This window comes from Bacillus sp. AY3-1 (genome assembly GCF_008368785.1).
Lineage (GTDB): Bacteria > Bacillota > Bacilli > Bacillales > Bacillaceae_G > Bacillus_A > Bacillus_A wiedmannii.
The window spans coordinates 148478-167651 of the sequence record NZ_QORZ01000014.1 but is presented as its reverse complement, the minus strand read 5'-3'; the positions used below and the strand labels follow the sequence as shown (position 1 = coordinate 167651).

21 protein-coding genes and 1 other annotated feature are annotated in these 19174 nt (G+C 36.4%); of the genes, 12 read left to right on the top strand and 9 right to left on the bottom strand.

All coding sequences use genetic code 11. From position 1 onward, the window contains the following. Positions 1-270: 270 nt before the first annotated feature. Positions 271-762 (bottom strand): YajQ family cyclic di-GMP-binding protein, encoded by a 492-nt coding sequence (locus tag DN389_RS09985; protein ID WP_001040146.1) that lies wholly within the window; start codon positions 760-762, stop codon positions 271-273. 239 nt (positions 763-1001) lie between these two features. Here DN389_RS09985 and DN389_RS09980 point away from each other — a divergent pair, with 239 nt between their 5' ends. After that, positions 1002-1856, top strand: a complete 855-nt coding sequence (locus DN389_RS09980) for a CvfB family protein (protein ID WP_060489313.1) — start codon at positions 1002-1004, stop codon at positions 1854-1856. A gap of 52 nt (positions 1857-1908) precedes the next feature. Here DN389_RS09980 and prsA read toward each other — a convergent pair whose 3' ends face one another. Both prsA and DN389_RS09970 read right to left on the bottom strand, forming a co-directional pair. After that, positions 1909-2766 carry a peptidylprolyl isomerase PrsA gene (prsA, locus tag DN389_RS09975; RefSeq protein WP_088121621.1) on the bottom strand — a complete coding sequence of 286 codons (858 nt, stop codon included), beginning with the start codon at positions 2764-2766 and terminating at the stop codon, positions 1909-1911. Between the two features lie 130 nt (positions 2767-2896). Next, complete coding sequence (locus tag DN389_RS09970; protein WP_001120852.1) at positions 2897-3028, bottom strand: DUF3941 domain-containing protein; 132 nt, start codon at positions 3026-3028, stop codon at positions 2897-2899. Between the two features lie 100 nt (positions 3029-3128). Here DN389_RS09970 and DN389_RS09965 point away from each other — a divergent pair, with 100 nt between their 5' ends. Continuing rightward, positions 3129-3986: a YitT family protein gene (locus DN389_RS09965; protein ID WP_000364451.1), complete on the top strand. Its 858-nt coding sequence runs from the start codon at positions 3129-3131 to the stop codon at positions 3984-3986. A gap of 25 nt (positions 3987-4011) precedes the next feature. Here DN389_RS09965 and DN389_RS09960 read toward each other — a convergent pair whose 3' ends face one another. The 3 genes from DN389_RS09960 to DN389_RS09950 form a co-directional block, all read right to left on the bottom strand. Beyond that, positions 4012-4209: a DUF3813 domain-containing protein gene (locus tag DN389_RS09960; protein WP_000527398.1), complete on the bottom strand. Its 198-nt coding sequence runs from the start codon at positions 4207-4209 to the stop codon at positions 4012-4014. Further along, a complete protein-coding gene (locus DN389_RS09955; RefSeq protein WP_000516816.1) occupies positions 4210-4350 on the bottom strand; it encodes a hypothetical protein in 141 nt (46 codons plus the stop codon). Between the two features lie 104 nt (positions 4351-4454). Next, on the bottom strand, positions 4455-5264 hold the full coding sequence (locus tag DN389_RS09950) for a Cof-type HAD-IIB family hydrolase (protein WP_001041225.1): 810 nt from the start codon (positions 5262-5264) through the stop codon (positions 4455-4457). 492 nt (positions 5265-5756) lie between these two features. Between DN389_RS09950 and DN389_RS09945 the strand changes: the two genes are divergently transcribed. Continuing rightward, complete coding sequence (locus DN389_RS09945; RefSeq protein WP_000531420.1) at positions 5757-5936, top strand: YjzC family protein; 180 nt, start codon at positions 5757-5759, stop codon at positions 5934-5936. A 198-nt stretch (positions 5937-6134) separates the two neighbouring features. Further along, positions 6135-8735 carry an ATP-dependent chaperone ClpB gene (gene clpB / locus DN389_RS09940; RefSeq protein WP_149237058.1) on the top strand — a complete coding sequence of 867 codons (2601 nt, stop codon included), beginning with the start codon at positions 6135-6137 and terminating at the stop codon, positions 8733-8735. A gap of 37 nt (positions 8736-8772) precedes the next feature. Here clpB and DN389_RS09935 read toward each other — a convergent pair whose 3' ends face one another. Next, the gene (locus DN389_RS09935; protein WP_001211113.1) at positions 8773-8955 is read right to left on the bottom strand and encodes a YjzD family protein; all 183 of its coding nucleotides are present in this window, start codon (positions 8953-8955) and stop codon (positions 8773-8775) included. Positions 8956-9111: 156 nt separating this feature from the next. On the opposite strand from DN389_RS09935, the gene DN389_RS09930 reads away from it, so the two are divergent. From DN389_RS09930 to DN389_RS09900, 7 genes are all read left to right on the top strand, one after another. Beyond that, positions 9112-9846, top strand: a complete 735-nt coding sequence (locus DN389_RS09930; RefSeq protein ID WP_000028707.1) for a lipase family protein — start codon at positions 9112-9114, stop codon at positions 9844-9846. A 29-nt stretch (positions 9847-9875) separates the two neighbouring features. After that, positions 9876-10748, top strand: coding sequence for an NAD-dependent epimerase/dehydratase family protein (locus DN389_RS09925; RefSeq protein WP_149237057.1), 873 nt, complete (start codon positions 9876-9878; stop codon positions 10746-10748). A 53-nt stretch (positions 10749-10801) separates the two neighbouring features. After that, a complete protein-coding gene (locus tag DN389_RS09920; protein ID WP_001003337.1) occupies positions 10802-10978 on the top strand; it encodes a ComZ family protein in 177 nt (58 codons plus the stop codon). 231 nt (positions 10979-11209) lie between these two features. Continuing rightward, entirely contained in the window at positions 11210-12142 is a 933-nt protein-coding gene (gene fabH, locus DN389_RS09915) for a beta-ketoacyl-ACP synthase III (protein WP_001100551.1), read from the top strand. Between the two features lie 31 nt (positions 12143-12173). After that, the gene (fabF, locus tag DN389_RS09910) at positions 12174-13412 is read left to right on the top strand and encodes a beta-ketoacyl-ACP synthase II (RefSeq protein WP_000412643.1); all 1239 of its coding nucleotides are present in this window, start codon (positions 12174-12176) and stop codon (positions 13410-13412) included. Positions 13413-13518: 106 nt separating this feature from the next. After that, positions 13519-14307, top strand: coding sequence for a DUF2268 domain-containing putative Zn-dependent protease (locus DN389_RS09905; protein ID WP_046957009.1), 789 nt, complete (start codon positions 13519-13521; stop codon positions 14305-14307). 143 nt (positions 14308-14450) lie between these two features. Next, positions 14451-15197: a YjbA family protein gene (locus DN389_RS09900; protein ID WP_000966116.1), complete on the top strand. Its 747-nt coding sequence runs from the start codon at positions 14451-14453 to the stop codon at positions 15195-15197. A gap of 157 nt (positions 15198-15354) precedes the next feature. On the opposite strand, the gene trpS is transcribed toward DN389_RS09900, so the two are convergent. Next, the gene (gene trpS, locus DN389_RS09895) at positions 15355-16344 is read right to left on the bottom strand and encodes a tryptophan--tRNA ligase (protein WP_000110998.1); all 990 of its coding nucleotides are present in this window, start codon (positions 16342-16344) and stop codon (positions 15355-15357) included. A 76-nt stretch (positions 16345-16420) separates the two neighbouring features. After that, positions 16421-16637, bottom strand: a binding site (T-box leader). Positions 16638-16742: 105 nt separating this feature from the next. Continuing rightward, positions 16743-17123, bottom strand: coding sequence for a DUF3899 domain-containing protein (locus tag DN389_RS09890; RefSeq protein ID WP_048559568.1), 381 nt, complete (start codon positions 17121-17123; stop codon positions 16743-16745). Positions 17124-17442: 319 nt separating this feature from the next. On the opposite strand from DN389_RS09890, the gene DN389_RS09880 reads away from it, so the two are divergent. Next, the gene (locus tag DN389_RS09880) at positions 17443-19074 is read left to right on the top strand and encodes a peptide ABC transporter substrate-binding protein (protein WP_149237056.1); all 1632 of its coding nucleotides are present in this window, start codon (positions 17443-17445) and stop codon (positions 19072-19074) included. Positions 19075-19174: the final 100 nt, after the last annotated feature.

Genomic DNA, 19174 nt, shown 5'->3' with positions numbered 1-19174 from the left:
CTCTTGTTTAATTAACATTTTTTCATAAAATAAATTCCTTACTAATTTTACATTACATGAAAGGGTGGAAAATATTCTTATACTCATAATTTGTTACATTTGAGTGGGGAGGGAGGTTTTTGCGCCGATTATTAAAAGGACCTTCTTCATTTATGCATAATAATTAAATACTCATTCTAACTATCCGATTGCTCGTAATCTTAGACTTTGTAATATTTTCTCTACACGCTAAAAAGAAAAACACCCTCTACACAGAGGATGTTTTTCTTTTTAGCGGTAGTTAATAAATTGTACGTCAATCGGTAAGTCAGCACTGCGAACTGCTGCGATAACTGCTTGTAAGTCATCACGGCTTTTCGCTGTAACACGTACTTGGTCATCTTGTACTTGTGTTTTTACTTTTAATTTCATTTCTTTAATGATGTTGTTAATTTTTTTCGCGTTATCTTTATCGATACCTTGTTGAAGTGTTGCGCGTTGGCGAACAGTGTTACCAGTCGCAGCTTCAACTTTTCCGTAATCCAAGTTTTTAATTGGAACGTTACGTTTTACAAGTTTAGAAATTAGAACGTCTTTTACTTGGTCTAATTTGAACTCATCGTCAGAAGTTAAAACTAGTACTTCTTTTTCTAATTTAATATCACTTTTACTTCCTTTAAAGTCATATCGGTTTTGGATTTCCTTTAATGCGATGTTAATTGCGTTTGTTACTTCAGGTAATTCTACTTTCGAAACGATGTCAAAAGAACTATCTTTTGCCATAGTTAGCACCTCCAAATAAATTTCTAATCTTTTTATGTACTGTACATACTAAAGTATAGCTGAAAACGAGCCTAGACTTAAGTGTTTTCATACTTATATTTATGTAACCTCATTTTATTATAGTGAATTTTGGGCAGTTGGACAAATAAAGGAAAAATCGTGTTATAATTAACTTTTGTTTGGAATGATAAAAAATATAAAAAAGTTAATTTTATATATATAGAAGGGAATTAAAAAATATGTATTTACAATTAGGATCGATTGAACAGGTAACTGTTTTACGCGAAACGGAAATCGGCTATATGGTTGGGAATGAAGAAGAAGAAATCTTCTTACATAAAAACGAATTAGTTGGAGAAATTGCAGAAGGCGATACGATTGATGTATTCTTATACCTTGATCACCAAAATCGTATTTCAGCAACAATGAAGGAGCCGCTTATTACAACTTTTGATTGGAACTGGGTAAAGGTTGTAGAAGTTATTCCTAGTTTAGGTGTGTTTGTTAATATTGGTGTATCAAAAGATATACTAATCCCAGCTGATGAGTTCCCGATTTATATGCCAGTATGGCCAGAGGTTGGAGACGAATTATATTGTACGTTAAAATTAACGAATCGTGATCGCCTTATCGCTCTTCCGGCAAGAGACAGTGATATGCAAGAAATTATCGTAGATGCGACGCCATCTATGCGTAATAAAAACGTCAATGGACGTGTGTATCGTTCACTTCAAGTTGGTTCATTCATACTAACTGATGAGCATTTCCGTGCTTTCTTACACCATACTGAAAGAAAAGAACAAGTCCGCATCGGTGAACGTGTAACAGGTCGTATTATTGACGTGAAAGATGACGGTACAATTAATATTTCACTTCTTCCTCGTAAAGAAGAAGGAATGGAAGATGATGCTACAGTACTTTATGCATATATGGAAGAACGAGGCGGAGCAATGCCGTTTTGGGATAAGAGCCACCCAGAAGACATTAAAGAACGTTTCAACATGAGTAAAGCTGCGTTTAAGCGTGCGCTTGGTAAGTTGATGAAAGAAGAAAAGATTTATCAAGAAGAAGGTTGGACGTATTTTAAGAAGTAAATTAAATAAAAAGCACTGCCTTATTTTGCTGTAAAAATAAGGCGGTGCTTTTTTAATTCCCTTGCTCATGCGCAAGAGTAAACGTATCTTCCAAGTCACTATCATTTATTTTAATATTTGCCTTTTTTAATTCCTTTTGTATTAACTTATGACTGAATGTAGGGTCGGCAATACGTTCTGCTTCTAAGTTTTTACGGATGGAGTCTTTCACTTCATCGTAAGGTTGTAAATCTTTTTTATCAGTTAATTTAATAATATGATAACCGTTTGGTGATTTAACGGGATTGCTAATTTGTCCGACTTTTAGTTTATAGGCAGCTGTTTCAAATTCAGGCGCCATTCTGCCTGAATTGAAGTATCCAAGGTCTCCACCTTTATCTTTTGATAGTAGATCTTGTGATTCTTGTTTTGCTAATTCTTCAAATGAAGCGCCAGCATCTAATTTTTTCTTTATTTCTTTCGCTTCATTTTCGTCACTTACTAAAATATGACTCGCTTTAATTTCTGGTTTATAGTGGTCTTTCACGTCTTTTTCTGTAACACTTTTCTTAATTGCTTCATTCATAGCAAGTTTGAACTTAATTTGATTTTTGAAATCAGCTTCATCTTTTAAACGATTGTTTTCTAGTACAGCTGTGAATTGATCGCCGTATTGCTTTTTCGCTTTTTGTACTTCTTTATCTACATCATCGTCAGATACTTTATATTTTTTCGTGATAACGTCTTGTGCCATCATTTCGTATAGCATGTCTTTTCCGTAACGATCTTTCAACTGTTTTTCGAAGTCGCTCTTCTTAATGGTTGAGTCTGTTGCTGTAGCGACTGTAGCTGAGCTGTTTTTTTGTCCACAAGCAGCTAGCATTAATATACTTATTAGTGCAGTAATAATGAAAATGTGTTTCCCTCTCATGCCAACACCTCATCCGAATATGTTATCGCTATTGTAGAATATAGAAGTGAACATGAAGTGAATTTTTAATGTTTTTTCCCTGTAAAATGTAAAAAAAGTACATCAACAATATTGTTGATGTACGATGGAATCAAAGGTGATCGGTCTTTTTAGAATAGGAACGCTTACCTTGCTGAATATTTTTTTGTTCTTGCTCATTTTTTTGTGTACGCTTTGCATTATTATCGCGTGCTTTTTTGTCGTTATCACTCGTATGTGGCATATGTATCAACTCCATTTCTAAACGTTGTACGTTTATCATTTCCTTTTTCGTAAAGACTATGTATAGCAGTGCATTCATGAATAATAAAGGTGGATTCGAAATGGATTTGAAGTTGAATTATACCGAACTTATAAAGAAGTTAATCGTTGTAATCGTCGCAGGTTTGTTAAACGCGATTGGAATGAATTTATTTTTAACGCCAGCGAAAGTGTACGCGAGTGGCTTTGCTGGATTGTCCCAATTGTTATCGCAAATATTAGGTGACTTTTTATCTATTCACATATCAACGGGGGTATTGTTTAGTTTGTTTAATATTCCCGTCGTTATTTTAGCATGGAAAAAGGTTGGAAAGGCCTTTACTTTCTTTAGTTTTCTTTGCGTCATATTTATGACTTTGTTTCTAGAAATTATCCCGGTTAGAGCAGTTTCGAACGATATTATATTAAATGCGATTTTTGGTGGGATTATTTCAGCAATTGGGGTAGGGATTGCGTTGAAGTGGGGGGCTTCTACAGGTGGTTTAGATATAATCGCCATGATTTTATCAAAGATTAAAGATAAGCCTGTCGGTACGTATTTTTTCTTCTTTAATGCACTTATCATTATTGCGGCTGGCTATGTGTATGGATGGGAAAAAGCATTATATACTTTGGTGACTTTGTATGTGTCAACGCGAATTATCGATGCGATTCATACGCGTCATGTGAAAATTACAGCATTAATTGTTACGAAGAATGGGGCAGATGTACGAAAGGCGATTCATTCACGCTTAGTGAGGGGGATTACAACTATACCGGCAACAGGTGCTTATACAAATGAAAATAAGGAAATGTTAATGATTGTTATTACGCGTTATGAGTTATATGAATTAGAAAGGGTTATTAGGCAAGTGGACCCAGGTGCATTTACAAACGTATTACAGACGGTTGGGGTGTTTGGCTTGTTTCGAAAAGATTAAAGAGGACCAAAGCTGGTCCTCTTTTTTAATGTAAATTCGTAATGTTTTGTAACTGCTCTTGCATTTCGCGTAGCTGAACTTTTTCAGCTGTTGAAGAGTTTGCATAAGCGGAGTGCAAAGCATTTTTTGCCCTATATACGAGATCTTGTTGCTCAGTACCGCTTGAACAAGATACGGCATTTGCAACGGCATCTCTAGCTTGTTGGAATAGTAAGTTCCCCATTTAAACCCCTCCAAAAGAAGAGTTACTTCTCGCTTTTTCTGCCTCAGCTAATGTACCTCTGTACGGGAATCTTGCATCATGCTTCATAACAGCATCGGCTCCTTGTTGGATAAAACGTTTTGATTTGTTCTTTTTACCCATTCGAAAAACCCCCTTTATTTAGCTGAAAACAATCGACGCGATAATCCGGCGTCTAATAATAGTATGAGCGTTTGGCGAGAAACTATAAGCAGGGAATTTTTAGATTATAATCCAAGAACCTCTTCTAAATATAGCGCAATACCATCTTCTTCATTCGTTAATGTCGTATGATTTGCGAGTGATTTTAATTCAGGAATTGCATTACCCATTGCGATGCCATGACCAGCAAATTCAATCATTTCAAAGTCGTTATCTTCATCACCGAAAGCGATAATTCGCTCTTGTGGAATGTTGTAATGACTAGAAATTTTTTGTAATCCGACAGCTTTATTTAACCCGCTTTTTACGATTTCAATAATCGGCCAAGGTGCGCCCCATTTTCTATGGTCGATTACTTCAGCGTGCATATCAGTTAAATGTTGACGAATTGCACTGGAATGCTCGTCATGTGCGTCAATTAATAAGCAGGTTGGATGATCGTTTAAAATATTTAATAAGTCTCCTGTAAAAATATTTGGAGAACCGAATTCGAAAATATGTTTTTTATCTTCATCAATTTCACGAACATACACATCGTCCATTACTTCAGCGTATATATTTTTCACACCAAAATCAAAGCAAGCTCGGACAATTTCTTGGGCTGTTGCTAGCTCAAGAGGAGAGTGATGTGTTCCCCACTTTGAATCAAGAGGATGATGTACGTAAGCGCCATTAAAGTTTACGATTGGTGTGTTAAGACCAAGTTCTTTATAGTAATCAAAACTAGCACGGAATGGACGTCCTGTTGAAATAACGACAATATGTCCTTGTTCCTTTGCTTTTGCAATTGTATGTTTTGTTCGAGTGGAAATTATTTTGTTGTCTGTTAATAAAGTGCCGTCTAAGTCTAATGCGATTAAATGCTGTTTATTCATAATTTCACCTCTTATAATAATTTTTTTGTTTCTATCTATATTTCCGTTTTTAATATGCAGAAATAAGAGGTTAAACTGGGTGAGAACACCAAAGATGGAAAGTTCACTATATATCCATCTTACGTCTCAAAGTGCTGCGGTGTCTACTATTTCTCGCTGGAAATTAAGAAAAGTCAACATCTTTTTAGAAAGTTCAAACAATGTTTCTTTCATTATGTACAAATTGTGAAAAGGGTTACATTGCTCGTATGAGGAGGCTTATAATGAACATGTAATCTTCTCGTATATGTTTGACTCTCCTTTGAAGCTGACCTATAGTAGGTTGGTTTCTTTTTTTTCTACAAATAGGAAAGAAATCCCTTCCTAAGCTTGTGTCATTCATGTATATGTACAAGAACGAAATGTAGTACTTGTTTCCTAAACATGACAGAAAAGCTTTCTTTTAAAATGGATATACTAATGAGGCAAAGACGTCATGGAAGGAGAATGGAAATGGGACAAAATCGCAGGTTTCGTTCTGGACAAAAAGCGCCAAACGATGGCATTTACGTAGAAATTGGTGAAACAGGAAGTATGGTAAAAGATCCGCAAATGGTGAAATTAACTGCGGGTGAAAAGTTTCCAGATAACGCGAATCATAACCGTCAGTGGACATATAAAAGAAAACCGTAACAGGAGCCGCAATCATTATTGCGGCTTTTTTGTCGTTATGCATTGCGTATATTTTTCAGTTGTATAATGAATGTTCCCTTTTTCTTTTTCCAATAATAAGTTTGAAAATACATAAGCAAAATTATTGTATAAAAAAGTCAGTTGGCGTATAATCAAATCAAAGGTCAAAGAAAGTCAAACATTTGGAGGACTGTAAAGATGGACTTAAATCAAATGACAACAAAAACACAAGAGGCGATTATGAGTGCCCAATCTTTAGCGGTATCTCATCATCATCAAGAAATAGATACTGTTCATCTCTTGTTTACATTATTAGAAGAGCAAGATGGGTTAGCAGTGCGTATTTTTCAAAAAATGAATGTCGATATAGAAGCGTTAAAGCAAGGCGTCGAAAGTTTAATTAAGAAAAAACCTTCTGTAACGGGAAGCGGTGCAGAAGTAGGAAAATTATATATAACAGGTGCTCTGCAACAACTACTTGTAAGAGCAGGAAAAGAAGCAGAGAAATTGCAAGATGACTACATTTCAGTTGAACATGTATTGCTTGCTTTTTCAGAAGAAAAAGGCGATATAAATCAATTACTTACAAGATTTCACATTACGAAAGATAACTTATTACAGTCTTTAATGACAGTTCGGGGGAATCAAAGAGTGACTAGTCAAAATCCAGAAGCAACTTATGAAGCGTTAGAAAAATATGGTCGTGATTTAGTGGCGGAAGTGAGAGCAGGGAAAATTGATCCTGTTATCGGTCGCGATAGTGAAATCCGCCGCGTAATCCGCATTCTTTCACGTAAAACGAAAAACAACCCGGTTTTAATTGGTGAACCCGGTGTTGGTAAAACAGCAATCGTTGAAGGATTAGCACAGCGTATTGTGAAGAAGGACGTACCAGAAGGATTAAAAGATAGAACAATCTTCGCATTAGATATGAGTGCGCTTGTAGCTGGAGCGAAATTCCGTGGTGAGTTTGAAGAGCGTCTGCAAGCTGTATTAAATGAAATTAAAAAGAGTGAAGGTCGCATTTTATTATTCATTGATGAACTTCACACAATCGTCGGCGCTGGTAAAACAGAAGGTGCGATGGACGCAGGAAATATGTTAAAACCGATGCTTGCGCGTGGTGAACTGCATTGTATCGGGGCGACAACGTTAGATGAGTATCGTAAATATATTGAGAAAGATCCAGCGCTAGAAAGACGTTTCCAACAAGTATTAGCAGAAGAACCAACTGTTGAAGATACAATTTCCATTTTACGTGGTTTAAAAGAGCGCTTTGAAATTTATCATGGTGTAAATATTCATGACCGCGCGATTGTAGCAGCATCCGTTTTATCAGATCGATATATTTCGGATCGTTTCTTACCAGATAAAGCGATTGATCTTGTTGACGAAGCGTGCGCAACGATTCGAACAGAGATTGATTCTATGCCAACAGAATTAGATGAAGTAACGCGTCGTATTATGCAGCTGGAAATTGAAGAAGCGGCTCTTGGAAAAGAGAAGGACTTTGGTAGCCAAGAACGCCTGAAAACGTTGCAACGTGAATTATCGGATTTAAAAGAAGTTGCAAGTGGTATGAGAGCGAAATGGGAGAAAGAAAAAGAAGACATTCATAAAGTGCGTGACTTACGTGAACATCTAGAGCGCTTGCGCCGTGAGTTAGAAGAAGCAGAAGGAAATTACGATTTAAATAAAGCAGCTGAACTTCGCCACGGGAAAATTCCAGCTATCGAAAAAGAGTTAAAAGAAGCGGAAGAAATGGGTGCACATAATAAACAAGAGAACCGCTTATTACGTGAGGAAGTAAGTGAAGAAGAGATTGCTGATATTGTTTCACGCTGGACTGGTATTCCTGTCGCAAAACTCGTTGAAGGTGAACGCGAGAAATTACTACGCTTAGAGCAAATTTTATCAGAGCGTGTCATCGGACAAGAGGAAGCGGTAAGCTTAGTATCAGACGCAGTTCTTCGTGCACGCGCTGGTATTAAAGACCCGAACCGTCCAATTGGTTCCTTCATCTTTTTAGGACCGACAGGTGTTGGTAAAACAGAACTTGCAAAAACGTTAGCACAGTCTTTATTCGATAGTGAAGAGCAAATGATTCGTATCGACATGTCTGAGTATATGGAGAAACACGCTGTGTCACGCTTAATTGGTGCGCCTCCTGGATATGTTGGATATGAAGAGGGCGGTCAATTAACAGAAGCGGTAAGACGTAAACCGTATTCAGTTATTTTGTTAGACGAAATCGAAAAAGCGCATCCAGAAGTATTCAACATTTTATTACAAATGTTAGATGATGGACGCATTACAGATTCTCAAGGCCGTACAGTAGACTTTAAAAACACGGTTATTATTATGACTTCAAATATTGGATCTGCTCATTTGTTAGATGGATTAGAAGCAGATGGCTCAATTAAAGAGGAATCAAGAGAACTTGTAATGGGGCAATTAAGAGGACATTTCCGACCAGAGTTTTTAAACCGTGTCGATGAAATTATTTTATTCAAACCTCTTACAACGAATGAAATTAAAGGTATTGTTGATAAAATTGTAAAAGAATTACAAGGTCGTTTAGCTGACCGTCATATTACAGTAGAATTAACAGACGCAGCGAGAGAATTTGTTGTAGAAGCTGGCTTTGATCCGATGTACGGAGCTCGTCCATTAAAACGATATGTACAGCGTCAAGTTGAGACGAAATTAGCGAGAGAATTAATTGCAGGAACAATTACTGATAACAGTCACGTAGTTGTTGATGTAGAAAATAACGAATTAGTCGTTCATGTAAAGTAAAATAAAAAAGAGTTCGGATAAAATCCGGACTCTTTTTTTAGTGTTGTTCTACTGGCTCGTTTGGAATTGTAGCTGAAATTGCTAGTACTAATACCGCAAGAACAACTGAGAAAATAGACGCTTGGTTAAAATCGTATGTACCGCCAGTCATAGAGCCGATTACGTAGCTCATCATATGTACAAGCGCGAACGACCAAATTAATGCCCAAATGAAACGCATATTTTACACCTCTATTCGTTCAATCTGTCCTTATTGTAACACAATTGAAAAAAGAATATAGAAAAATATTTGTAGATTTTTCAACGCAAATTTGCATTCCGTTCATACATTATAGAAGAGTACTTTTATACGTTTAGAAAATAAGGCGGGGGAAAAATGAGTATTACGGAACGTTTTTTTTATTTAGAAAAAGAACCATGTGTCATTTATTTACCGGAGAAGCCAAATGGATTTTCTGTTATGCTTCTCGGTGATTATAACTACTTTATTGAGAATGGTACAAGTTTATGGACACAGCATGCAGGTAGATCTTATTTTTTACATGGCCTTATTGAGGAAGGCTACACGGTCTTTTCCTCTAATTTATACGGAAGACATTGGGGAAACGACCAATCTGTTCGTCTAGCAAAACGTTTATATGATGTTGTTTTGAGAAAAGAGACATTAAATGCGAAAATGCACATTATGGCAGATGGTATGGGTGCACTTGTAGCACTTGAAATGATGAACAAATACCCTGAATGTATACGCTCTGTCGTTATGTTAAATCCGTGTTTAGATTTACCAGAATATGTGGAGTTTGAAAAAGAGCATAAGTTTTTTTACAAAAGATTAGTGAAGGAATTAAGTTTGGCGTATGATTCCAAAGAAGAAGAATTAGAATCCAAAATAAATAAGAAATCATTTACGCTTCTTCCGTCTTGTGTACCTGTTAAAGTTTTCGTATCAACACAAGAAAAAAGAGGAAGAAAACAGTTGTTACGTAAATATGAGAAAATGAGGCAATTCAATCAATGCGATACTTCTGTCTTATTCCATCTGCAAGATGTGAAATATAAAATGGTTAGGCAAACGACTGATTTCTTTAAAAAATATGAAGAAGAATTGTGAAGCTCCCATATACATAAATGAGGAGCTATTTGTTTCAAGGAGAAAGGGTTGGTGGTATGGAGCGTGTGCTAATTATAGGTGGACTTACGTTTGTAGGTTATCACCTTGTGAATAAAATGATTGCAGAAGAAGTAGAAGTGTACGGTCTTGATTTTGACGAATTCGAGAATATGACAAAAATTAATGAAGAGAAGTTATTGTTGATTGGACGAAATGCGTTATTTACGTATTATTCGATAAGAGATGAAGATGGATGGAAATCAGTAGAAGGAGAGAAGTTCGATACGGTTTACTTTTGCTTGTATGAGCCAAATCAACAAAGTGGTTTTCGGAATGAAAGAGTTATATTACAGTATTTAAAGCGGATTATAAGACTGTGTGCAGAACAGAAAGTGAAGTTAAATCTAATTTCTTCTATTGAAGTAGGAAACGCAGATGAATCTGAAAATAAACATTTATTTTTGAAAGTGGAAGAAGGATTGAAAAAAGGAGAGGCACCATATAGTGTATTTCGAGTTCCTACATTATATGGGCCATGGCAACCATCTTTTATGATGTATCATCAGCTCATTTTATCAGAACTGGATGAGAAAGAGTGCCATTATGCGAGTGAGGAAAATGGAAGTGATCTATTGTACGTGGAAGATGTATGTGAATACTTATGGGAAAAGGGAATGAACGAGGAGCATCTCGGCATATACAATTTACTTAGTGGTAAAAAGTCATTATGGAAAAAAGGTATGAACCTTTTACGTGCAACGGATAAAGTGAATAAAAAGAATGAGGAAGAACGAAATGATGCTGTCGAGGTTATTTCGATAAAAAGAAATACCCCGTTAGAATATGGTTTAAATAAACAATTGGCACATATGAAAAAATATAAAGAGTTATACGAAGGATAGCGAGCGTGTTACACTATGTATGTGAAAGTTTTAATGGAGAGGAAGAACATAATATGAATGAGAAAAGCATGCAATTTTTACAAATCGCAATGAAGCATTTACCAGAAGCAAAGGCCATCTTAGATTCGAATGGAATTGCGCTTGATATGGAGAAAGCACAACCAGTATTAGAGTTATTGATGAAAGTTATGAACGAAGCATATGAGCTTGGGAAAGCAGATAAAGAATAAAACTTTCTTTTTTGGAATGGAAGAGAGGCTCGAACCGTGGATAGAAGCGGTTCGGGCCTTTTTATATTTCATAAGAAACAGGAAAGGTATGTTTCTGTTTCTTTTAATAAACAATAAAGTGAATAATGCTGGATTTATGGTTTAGCTGAAATATATTCTAGACAAAAATACATTTATGTTTTAAAATTAGTACCAAGTCATAATAATTGATATAAAACGGAGGGCTGCGATGTGAACGTGGGCATTTTAGGGATCGGAAGATATGTGCCAGAAAAAGTAGTCACAAATCACGATTTAGAGAAAATCGTAGATACATCTGATGAATGGATTCGTACGAGAACGGGAATTGCAGAAAGACGCATTGCCGATGATACAATAGATACTTCATATATGGCGGTAGAGGCTTCTAAAAAAGCACTTGAAGATGCCGGGATTAGCGGAGAGGATATCGACCTGATTTTAGTGGCAACAGTAACACCAGATCGCGCATTCCCAGCAGTAGCTTGTGTCATTCAAGAAGCCATTGGCGCAAAACACGCAGCCGCAATGGATTTAAGTGCCGCGTGTGCTGGTTTTATGTACGGAATGATTACAGCGCAGCAATTTATTCAAACGGGAACTTATAAAAATGTATTAGTAGTTGGTAGTGATAAACTATCTAAAATTGTAGACTGGAATGATCGAAATACAGCAGTACTATTTGGAGACGGAGCCGGTGCTATCGTAATGGGGGCGGTTTCAGAAGGAAGAGGCGTTCTATCTTTCGAATTAGGAGCAGACGGAAGTGGCGGTAAGCATCTTTATCAAGACGAGTATGTTATGATGAACGGCAGAGAAGTCTTTAAATTTGCTGTTCGCCAACTTGGTGATTCCTGTCTTCGCGTGTTAGAAAAAGCGGGACTTACGAAAGAGGATGTGGATTTTTTAGTACCACATCAAGCGAATATTCGTATTATGGAATCTGCAAGAGAGAGATTAAATTTACCACAAGAAAAAATGAGTATGACAATTGAAAAGTTTGGTAATACATCAGCTTCTTCAATTCCAATTGCAATGGTAGAGGAATTGCAAAATGGACGTATTCAAGATGGTGATTTAATTATACTTGTTGGTTTCGGCGGCGGATTAACATGGGGAGCAGTTGCTCTTCGTTGGGGTAAATAAGGACTGAGAGAAAAAAAGGAGTGTATTTTGTATGGAGAAAAAGAGGGTCGTAATTACAGGACTAGGAGCTGTTACACCGATCGGAACAGATGTTGAAACAGCGTGGGAAAACATTAAAAAGGGTGTATCTGGAATCGGACGACTTACAAGAATTGATCCGGAACTGTTTCCAGCAAAAGTAGCAGCAGAAATTAACGACTTTGAAGTCGAGAAATATATTGATAAAAAAGAAGCGCGCCGTATGGATCGCTTTACACAATATGCAGTAGCAGCAGCGAAAATGGCAGTTGCAGATGCAAAGCTTGAAATTACAGAAGAAAACGGACCTCGAATTGGTGTATGGATTGGTTCTGGTATTGGCGGTATGGAAACATACGAAGAACAATTTAAGATTTTTACTGAGAAAGGTCCGCGCCGCGTGAGCCCATTCTTCGTACCAATGATGATCCCAGATATGGCAGCAGGTCAAGTATCGATCGCAACAGGAGCAAAAGGAATTAACACTTGTTCTGTAACGGCTTGTGCATCTGGTGCAAACTCAATTGGTGATGCATTTAAAGCAATTCAGCGTGGTGATGCTGATGCGATGATAACAGGCGGAGCTGAAGCGCCGTTAACAAGTATGGCATTTGCAGGATTTAGTTCAGCGAAAGCATTAACATTTAATGAAGATCCAGCAACAGCTTGCCGTCCGTTTGATAAAAACCGTAGTGGTTTCGTAATGGGTGAAGGTTCAGGTATTTTAATTCTTGAAGAATTAGAGCACGCATTAGCTCGTGGTGCTCACATTTATGCGGAAATCGCTGGTTACGGTGCAACTGGTGATGCATTCCATATTACAATGCCGGCTCCTGGCGGTGAAGGCGGCGTGCGTGCAATGCGTCAAGCTTTAGCAGATGCAGGTCTACAGCCAGAAGATATTGATTACATTAATGCGCACGGTACAAGTACGGATGCGAATGAAAAGTATGAAACGATGGCAATTAAAGAAACGTTCGGTGAGCATGCGTACAAAGTAGCAATTAGCTCAACGAAATCAATGACAGGTCACTTATTAGGAGCAGCTGGTGCTGTTGAAGCGATCTTCTCAATTAAATCAATTACAGACGGAGTAATCCCTCCAACAATTAACTATGAAACACCAGATCCAGAATGTGACTTAGATTACGTACCGAATAAAGCGAGACAACAAGAAGTAAATGCAGTATTAAGTAACTCACTAGGATTCGGTGGTCATAACGCAGTATTAGTATTTAAATCGTATAAATAATAGATGAGATAAGGAGTTTTTTCGCACTATATTGCGAAAAAACTTCTTATTTATTTTTACGCCTTTTTCTCCTTTTGCATATACATAAGAAAAAGGAGGGATAAAGATGGGGATTGTTGAAACTGCTGAGTGGTTACATCTATATTATGGACGGCCAGAAAAGCTGTGCGAAAAGTTTACGAAGTATATCCCGCTGCCAAAAGAAAGGTTGTATCGCTTTTTAATTTCTAAAGGTATGTACCGCCCAGTTATACGAGGAGAACAAGAAGTAAAAGAGTTAGAGGAAAAGGAAGTTTGGAAAGAGTTACGTACGGAGTATGAGAAACTGAAAACCTGGTTAAAAGGTCCAGATGTCCCTGTCTTTATTTTATTATCAGATTCCTATAATCGAACTATACAAGAAGAGTATAACGGTAGGGCGGGATTATCTATGCGTCACGTTATTTTCTTATTCGTATGTGGACGGAATTCGGTGGAAGAATTAAAGGTGTTATTGGCGCATGAATATCATCACATATGCAGGTTACATCAAATTGAGACGAAAGAAACAGAATATACATTACTTGATACGATGATTATGGAAGGGCTAGCTGAGCAAGCGGTAACGGAAAGATATTCAGAAAAAAACAATGCACCGTGGACGATGTATCTTTCAAAAGAAGAGGCTATTTATTATTGGAAAAATGTTGTACATGAAAGAATAAGTATAAAACGAGGAACAAGGGAGCACGACATCTTATTAAATGGATTTCACTCTTATCCAAAGATGCTTGGCTATGCGCTTGGATTTCATATTGTCAAAGATTGTGTAACATTGGAAGGAGAAGATACACTTTCTTTATTATCTATAGATGCAAAAGAAATATTGAATAAAGCAAATACATTTCATATATAAAAAACAGGAGCTCTATTTCCTGTTTTTTTTAGTATTAATAGAAGAAAAAATAATAATTAGAATATATTTCCTTAGGTGGAATAAAGTTAAGAAAAATTGAACATAATGATTGATACAAACAGTAGTGAAGTGAGGGGTAGTGAATGTTATATCTACATGATGTATGGGTAAATTGGTTTGAAGGTGAAGAGAATGGGTATAACGTTTGTCATTTTTACGAATGGCGGAAAGATGATACGATTGAGCTATTAGATCAAGTGCCATTATTAAAAGTAGATGCCACATTATATCATTACATCGAGGACGAATTGTTAGAGCTTCCGCAAAAATTGTTGGAAGACGTACATCATAAGGCATATATTCGTAAAAATCATGAACGTTTGCAGCAAGAGTATTGCTTTGTTGTTACAGATGGAAAAGGAATTATTGCGATTGACACAATTGGTTACAATGTACCAATTCGAAAAAGCAGACTTATACCGCGCCAAGAGCAGATGGTATATGAGATGGTAGAAAACGTACAAGCAGAAAAGTATGAGTTCCAAGTAGAAGAAATGGAAAAAGAACATCATATTTTATCACCATCACCTTTCATTATGAATGGCTTAACTCGTAAAGAAAGACAGCTTAAACAATTATTATTTATGGCGTTAGATCAATTACATACAACGAAAAACACAGCAGAAATTCGCTATTGGTTCACAGAGTGGGATCCATCAGCATACGGAATGGTTCAACATATGGAATTTGAAGATATTTGGGCTAAACTGTATGATGAAGCGAAAACAGGCTGGTCTGAGAAGCACGAACAATTATGCGAGCGTCTCGTAAAAGGACAGCCATTTTTTGAAAAGTTATGGGAAATGGAAAACGAGCAAAAGGTAAATTAAAAAAACCGCCAATTGGCGGTTTTTTTAATTTGTTGTAACTTAGCTCCGGCGGCAAGAATGTTCGGTGGCTTCGCGCCTTCCTGCGAGGCAAAAAGCGCCTCTACGTCAGGAGCTCCATCCCCCTCACATTCTAAGCGAGCCGCTTCCGCTTTATAAGTTACCTACGTTTTCTGCTTAGTCCCATTGCGTTTTCTACTTTGCGTAGTTGTTTGAATGCAACGCGGTTTGCTTTTTCTGCACCTTTGTCTAGAATTTCGTCTAGTTCTGGTGAGTTGATTAGTTCGTTATATTTGTCTTGGATTGGACGAATTGCTTCTACGACTACTGCTGCTAGGTCGCCTTTGAAGTCTCCGTATCCTTTTCCTTCGTACATTGCTTCTATTTCTTCAACTGTTTTTCCAGAGAATGAAGAGTAGATTGTTAATAAGTTAGAGATTCCAGGTTTGTTTTCTTTATCAAATTTCACGATACCTTCAGAATCAGTTACAGCACTTTTAATTTTCTTTTCAATTGTTTTTGGTTCATCAAGCATACTGATCATTGCTTTTGGATTCGGATCAGATTTACTCATTTTTTTCGTAGGTTCTGTTAATGACATAACGCGAGCTCCTACTTTTGGAATACGAATTTCAGGAACAGTGAACACTTCACGGAAGCGTTTGTTGAAACGCTCTGCTAGGTCGCGTGTTAATTCCATATGTTGTTTTTGATCATCACCAACAGGTACGATTTCAGTGTTGTAAAGTAAAATATCAGCTGCCATTAATGGTGGATACGTTAGTAATCCAGCTGGAACTGAATCTCTACCAGAAGATTTATCTTTATATTGCGTCATACGCTCTAATTCTCCAACGTAAGCAACTGATTGCATAATCCAACCTAGTTGAGCGTGTGCTGGTACTTCTGATTGTACAAATAAAGTAGCTTTTTCAGGATCGATGCCGCATGCTACATAAAGTGCAGCAAGACTGCGAATGTTTTTACGAAGTTGTACGGGATCTTGAGGTACTGTAATCGCATGTTGGTTTACAATACAGAAATAACAGTCGTGTTCATTTTGAAGCTCTGTAAATTGCTTCATAGCTCCTAAATAGTTTCCAAGTGTAATCGTTCCACTCGGCTGAATACCAGAAAAGATAACTGACATAAGTAATTCCTCCTAAATTTGAATGCGTGATAGGGAAGAGAAGGCAAACAAAAAAAGCCCATTCATCCCAAAAAACTATAGGGACGAATGGACCGCGGTACCACCCTAATTATTTCACTACTGTGAAATCTCTCTAATCCATAATAACGTTTGGATATAACGCCAAAGCCTACTACTTTCGGTTCGGTTTGGTGCTCAAAAGCCCATTCCACACTGCGCAATTACTTGTTCACACCAGCCACAAGCTCTCTGAAATTGCCTCAATATGTACTCTTCTTTATCATCGCATACATATAAATTTATTTATTGTTACCTGAGCTCTTTTAATATGAAAGAACTAAAGTTTTATAACAAAATGTTTTGCTGATTATTATATCATATGGGATAGTGTTTGCAAACTACATCAAAATAGTAAAGCTAATGAGGGTCGAGAACAACCCAAGAACGATACCGGTAATGCAAATTGGATACGTCCATTTGAATGAATATGTTTTATAAATACGTTCTTTCTTATCGACAGGTTCCTCTACTTCTTCAATTAAAGACTCAATTTTTTTGTTCGTACCAAATACTCTTTGGAAGGCGTAAATTGTTACGTTAAAAAATCCATTTTGAAATATGAATAAAAAACCGCCAACAAGAATAAAAAATAGTGCGACATAAAACGATATATTGACAAAATTCAACAAAAAATGCGATGAAACGAGGAATGCGCCAATACTAGAAGCGATTATCGCTATGAAAATTAGTATACAAGTATGAAAAAAAACTTTATTCAAAATGTTCCCCTCCGTCAAAATATTACTAGAATTATTATACTATAAAAGCTATAATATGTACTAGAATTAATTTTTTGAAAATTATACGCAATTAAAGGTCTGATTTCAAGATGATGGTAGCAATGTTAACGTATCCCTTTACAAAAAAATAAAAAAATAAACATTTTATTAAAAATTTTAACAAAAAAACAAAAAACTATATTCACAATTGTTATATTATATGTATAATGAAAATTGTAGAAACTTGGAGATTATTCTTTCAATTCTACTTTTTTACAAGTGAGGGTACAGGAAGTGCAATTAGGGGAGGCAACACAACATGAAGAAAAAGATACCGTTATTACTTGCATCGACGTTGACTGTCAGTATGTTAGGAGCTTGTAGTTACCAAAAAGAGGATAATAAAGCAGGCGCAAAAGAAAAATCCTCAAACAAGCAAGTGTTAAATTTAACCGAGACAGCTGAAATCCCAACTATGGATACGACGTTATCAACAGATGCAGCATCTTCTAACATCATGAATAACACAATGGAAGGATTATATCGTCTGGGGAAAGACGATAAGCTTGTTCCAGGTGTCGCTAAATCTTATGAGAAATCAGAAGATGGCAAAAAGTATGTGTTTAAGTTACGTGAAGATGCGAAATGGTCTAATGGTGAACCTGTAACAGCGAAAGACTTCGTTTATTCTTGGCGAAGAGCTGTAGATTCAAACACGGGTGCCAAATTTGCTTACATACTATTTGATGTTAAAAATGCGGAGAAAGTTAACAAAAAAGAATTACCAGTTGAAGAACTTGGTGTAAAGGCAATTGATGATCATACACTTGAAGTGGAATTAGATAACCCTGTTCCTTATTTTGTAAGTTTAACAGTCTATCCAACATTGTATCCTTTGAATGAGAAGTTTGTAACAGAACAAGGAGCAAAATTTGGATTAGAATCCAATACGACACTTTATAATGGTCCATTCGTATTAAATGAATGGAAGCATGAACAAAGCTTCAAACTTACGAAGAATCCAACGTATTGGGAAAATAAAGAAGTAAAACTTGAGGAAATAAACTTCAATATTGTTAAGGATCGTTCAACTGCTATAAATTTATATGAAACGAAAGCAATTGATCGTGTAGTCTTAACATCAGAGTTTGTAGACAAATACAAATCAGATGCTGACTTTAAAACGATTAAGAGACCATCTACACAATTTATTCGCTTAAATGAAAAGAATAAATTTTTAGCAAATAAAAATATCCGAAAAGCAATTGCAATGTCCTTTGAGCGTGAAAATATCGGGAAAGTTATCTTAAACGATGGTTCAGAGGGGATATATGGTTTTGTTCCGAAAGGCTTAGCAAAAGGTCCGAATGGAAAAGACTTCCGTGAAGAAAACGGAAAGCTTATAAAAGAGGATATTAAAGAAGCTCAAAAATACTGGGAAGCTGGTAAAAAAGAACTTGGTGTAGACAAAGTAGAGTTAGAGCTATTAAACTTTGATACTGATGATGCTAAAAAAATCGGAGAGTATTTAAAAGGCCAATTTGAAAAGAACTTACCAGGTTTAACAGTTTCAACAAAAATGCAGCCATTTGCACAAAAATTAAAACTTGAAGCAAGTGGAGATTACGCAATGTCATACGCGGGATGGAGTCCAGATTATATGGATCCAATGTCATTCCTTGAAATGTATACGACAGGTAATGCGCAAAACAAAGTAAATTACGCAAATGCAACGTATGATGATTTAATTAAAAAAGCGAAAACAGAAGTTGATGTACAAGCTCGCTGGGATGCATTATTACAAGCAGAAAAACAACTGCTTGAAGATGCAGCGATTGCTCCAGTATATCAACCAGGAAAAGCTTATTTACAACGTGGCTCAATTACTGGCCTATTAGAACATAAATATGGCGGAGAATTTAGCTATAAGTGGGTTGAACTAAAAAACTAAAAATGGTTTCCATCATGAATAAGGGTATATGCCTATGATGGGCATATGCTCTTATTTTAAAAAAATAAAAGTAAGAATATTTTAAACTATCTTATTGCTT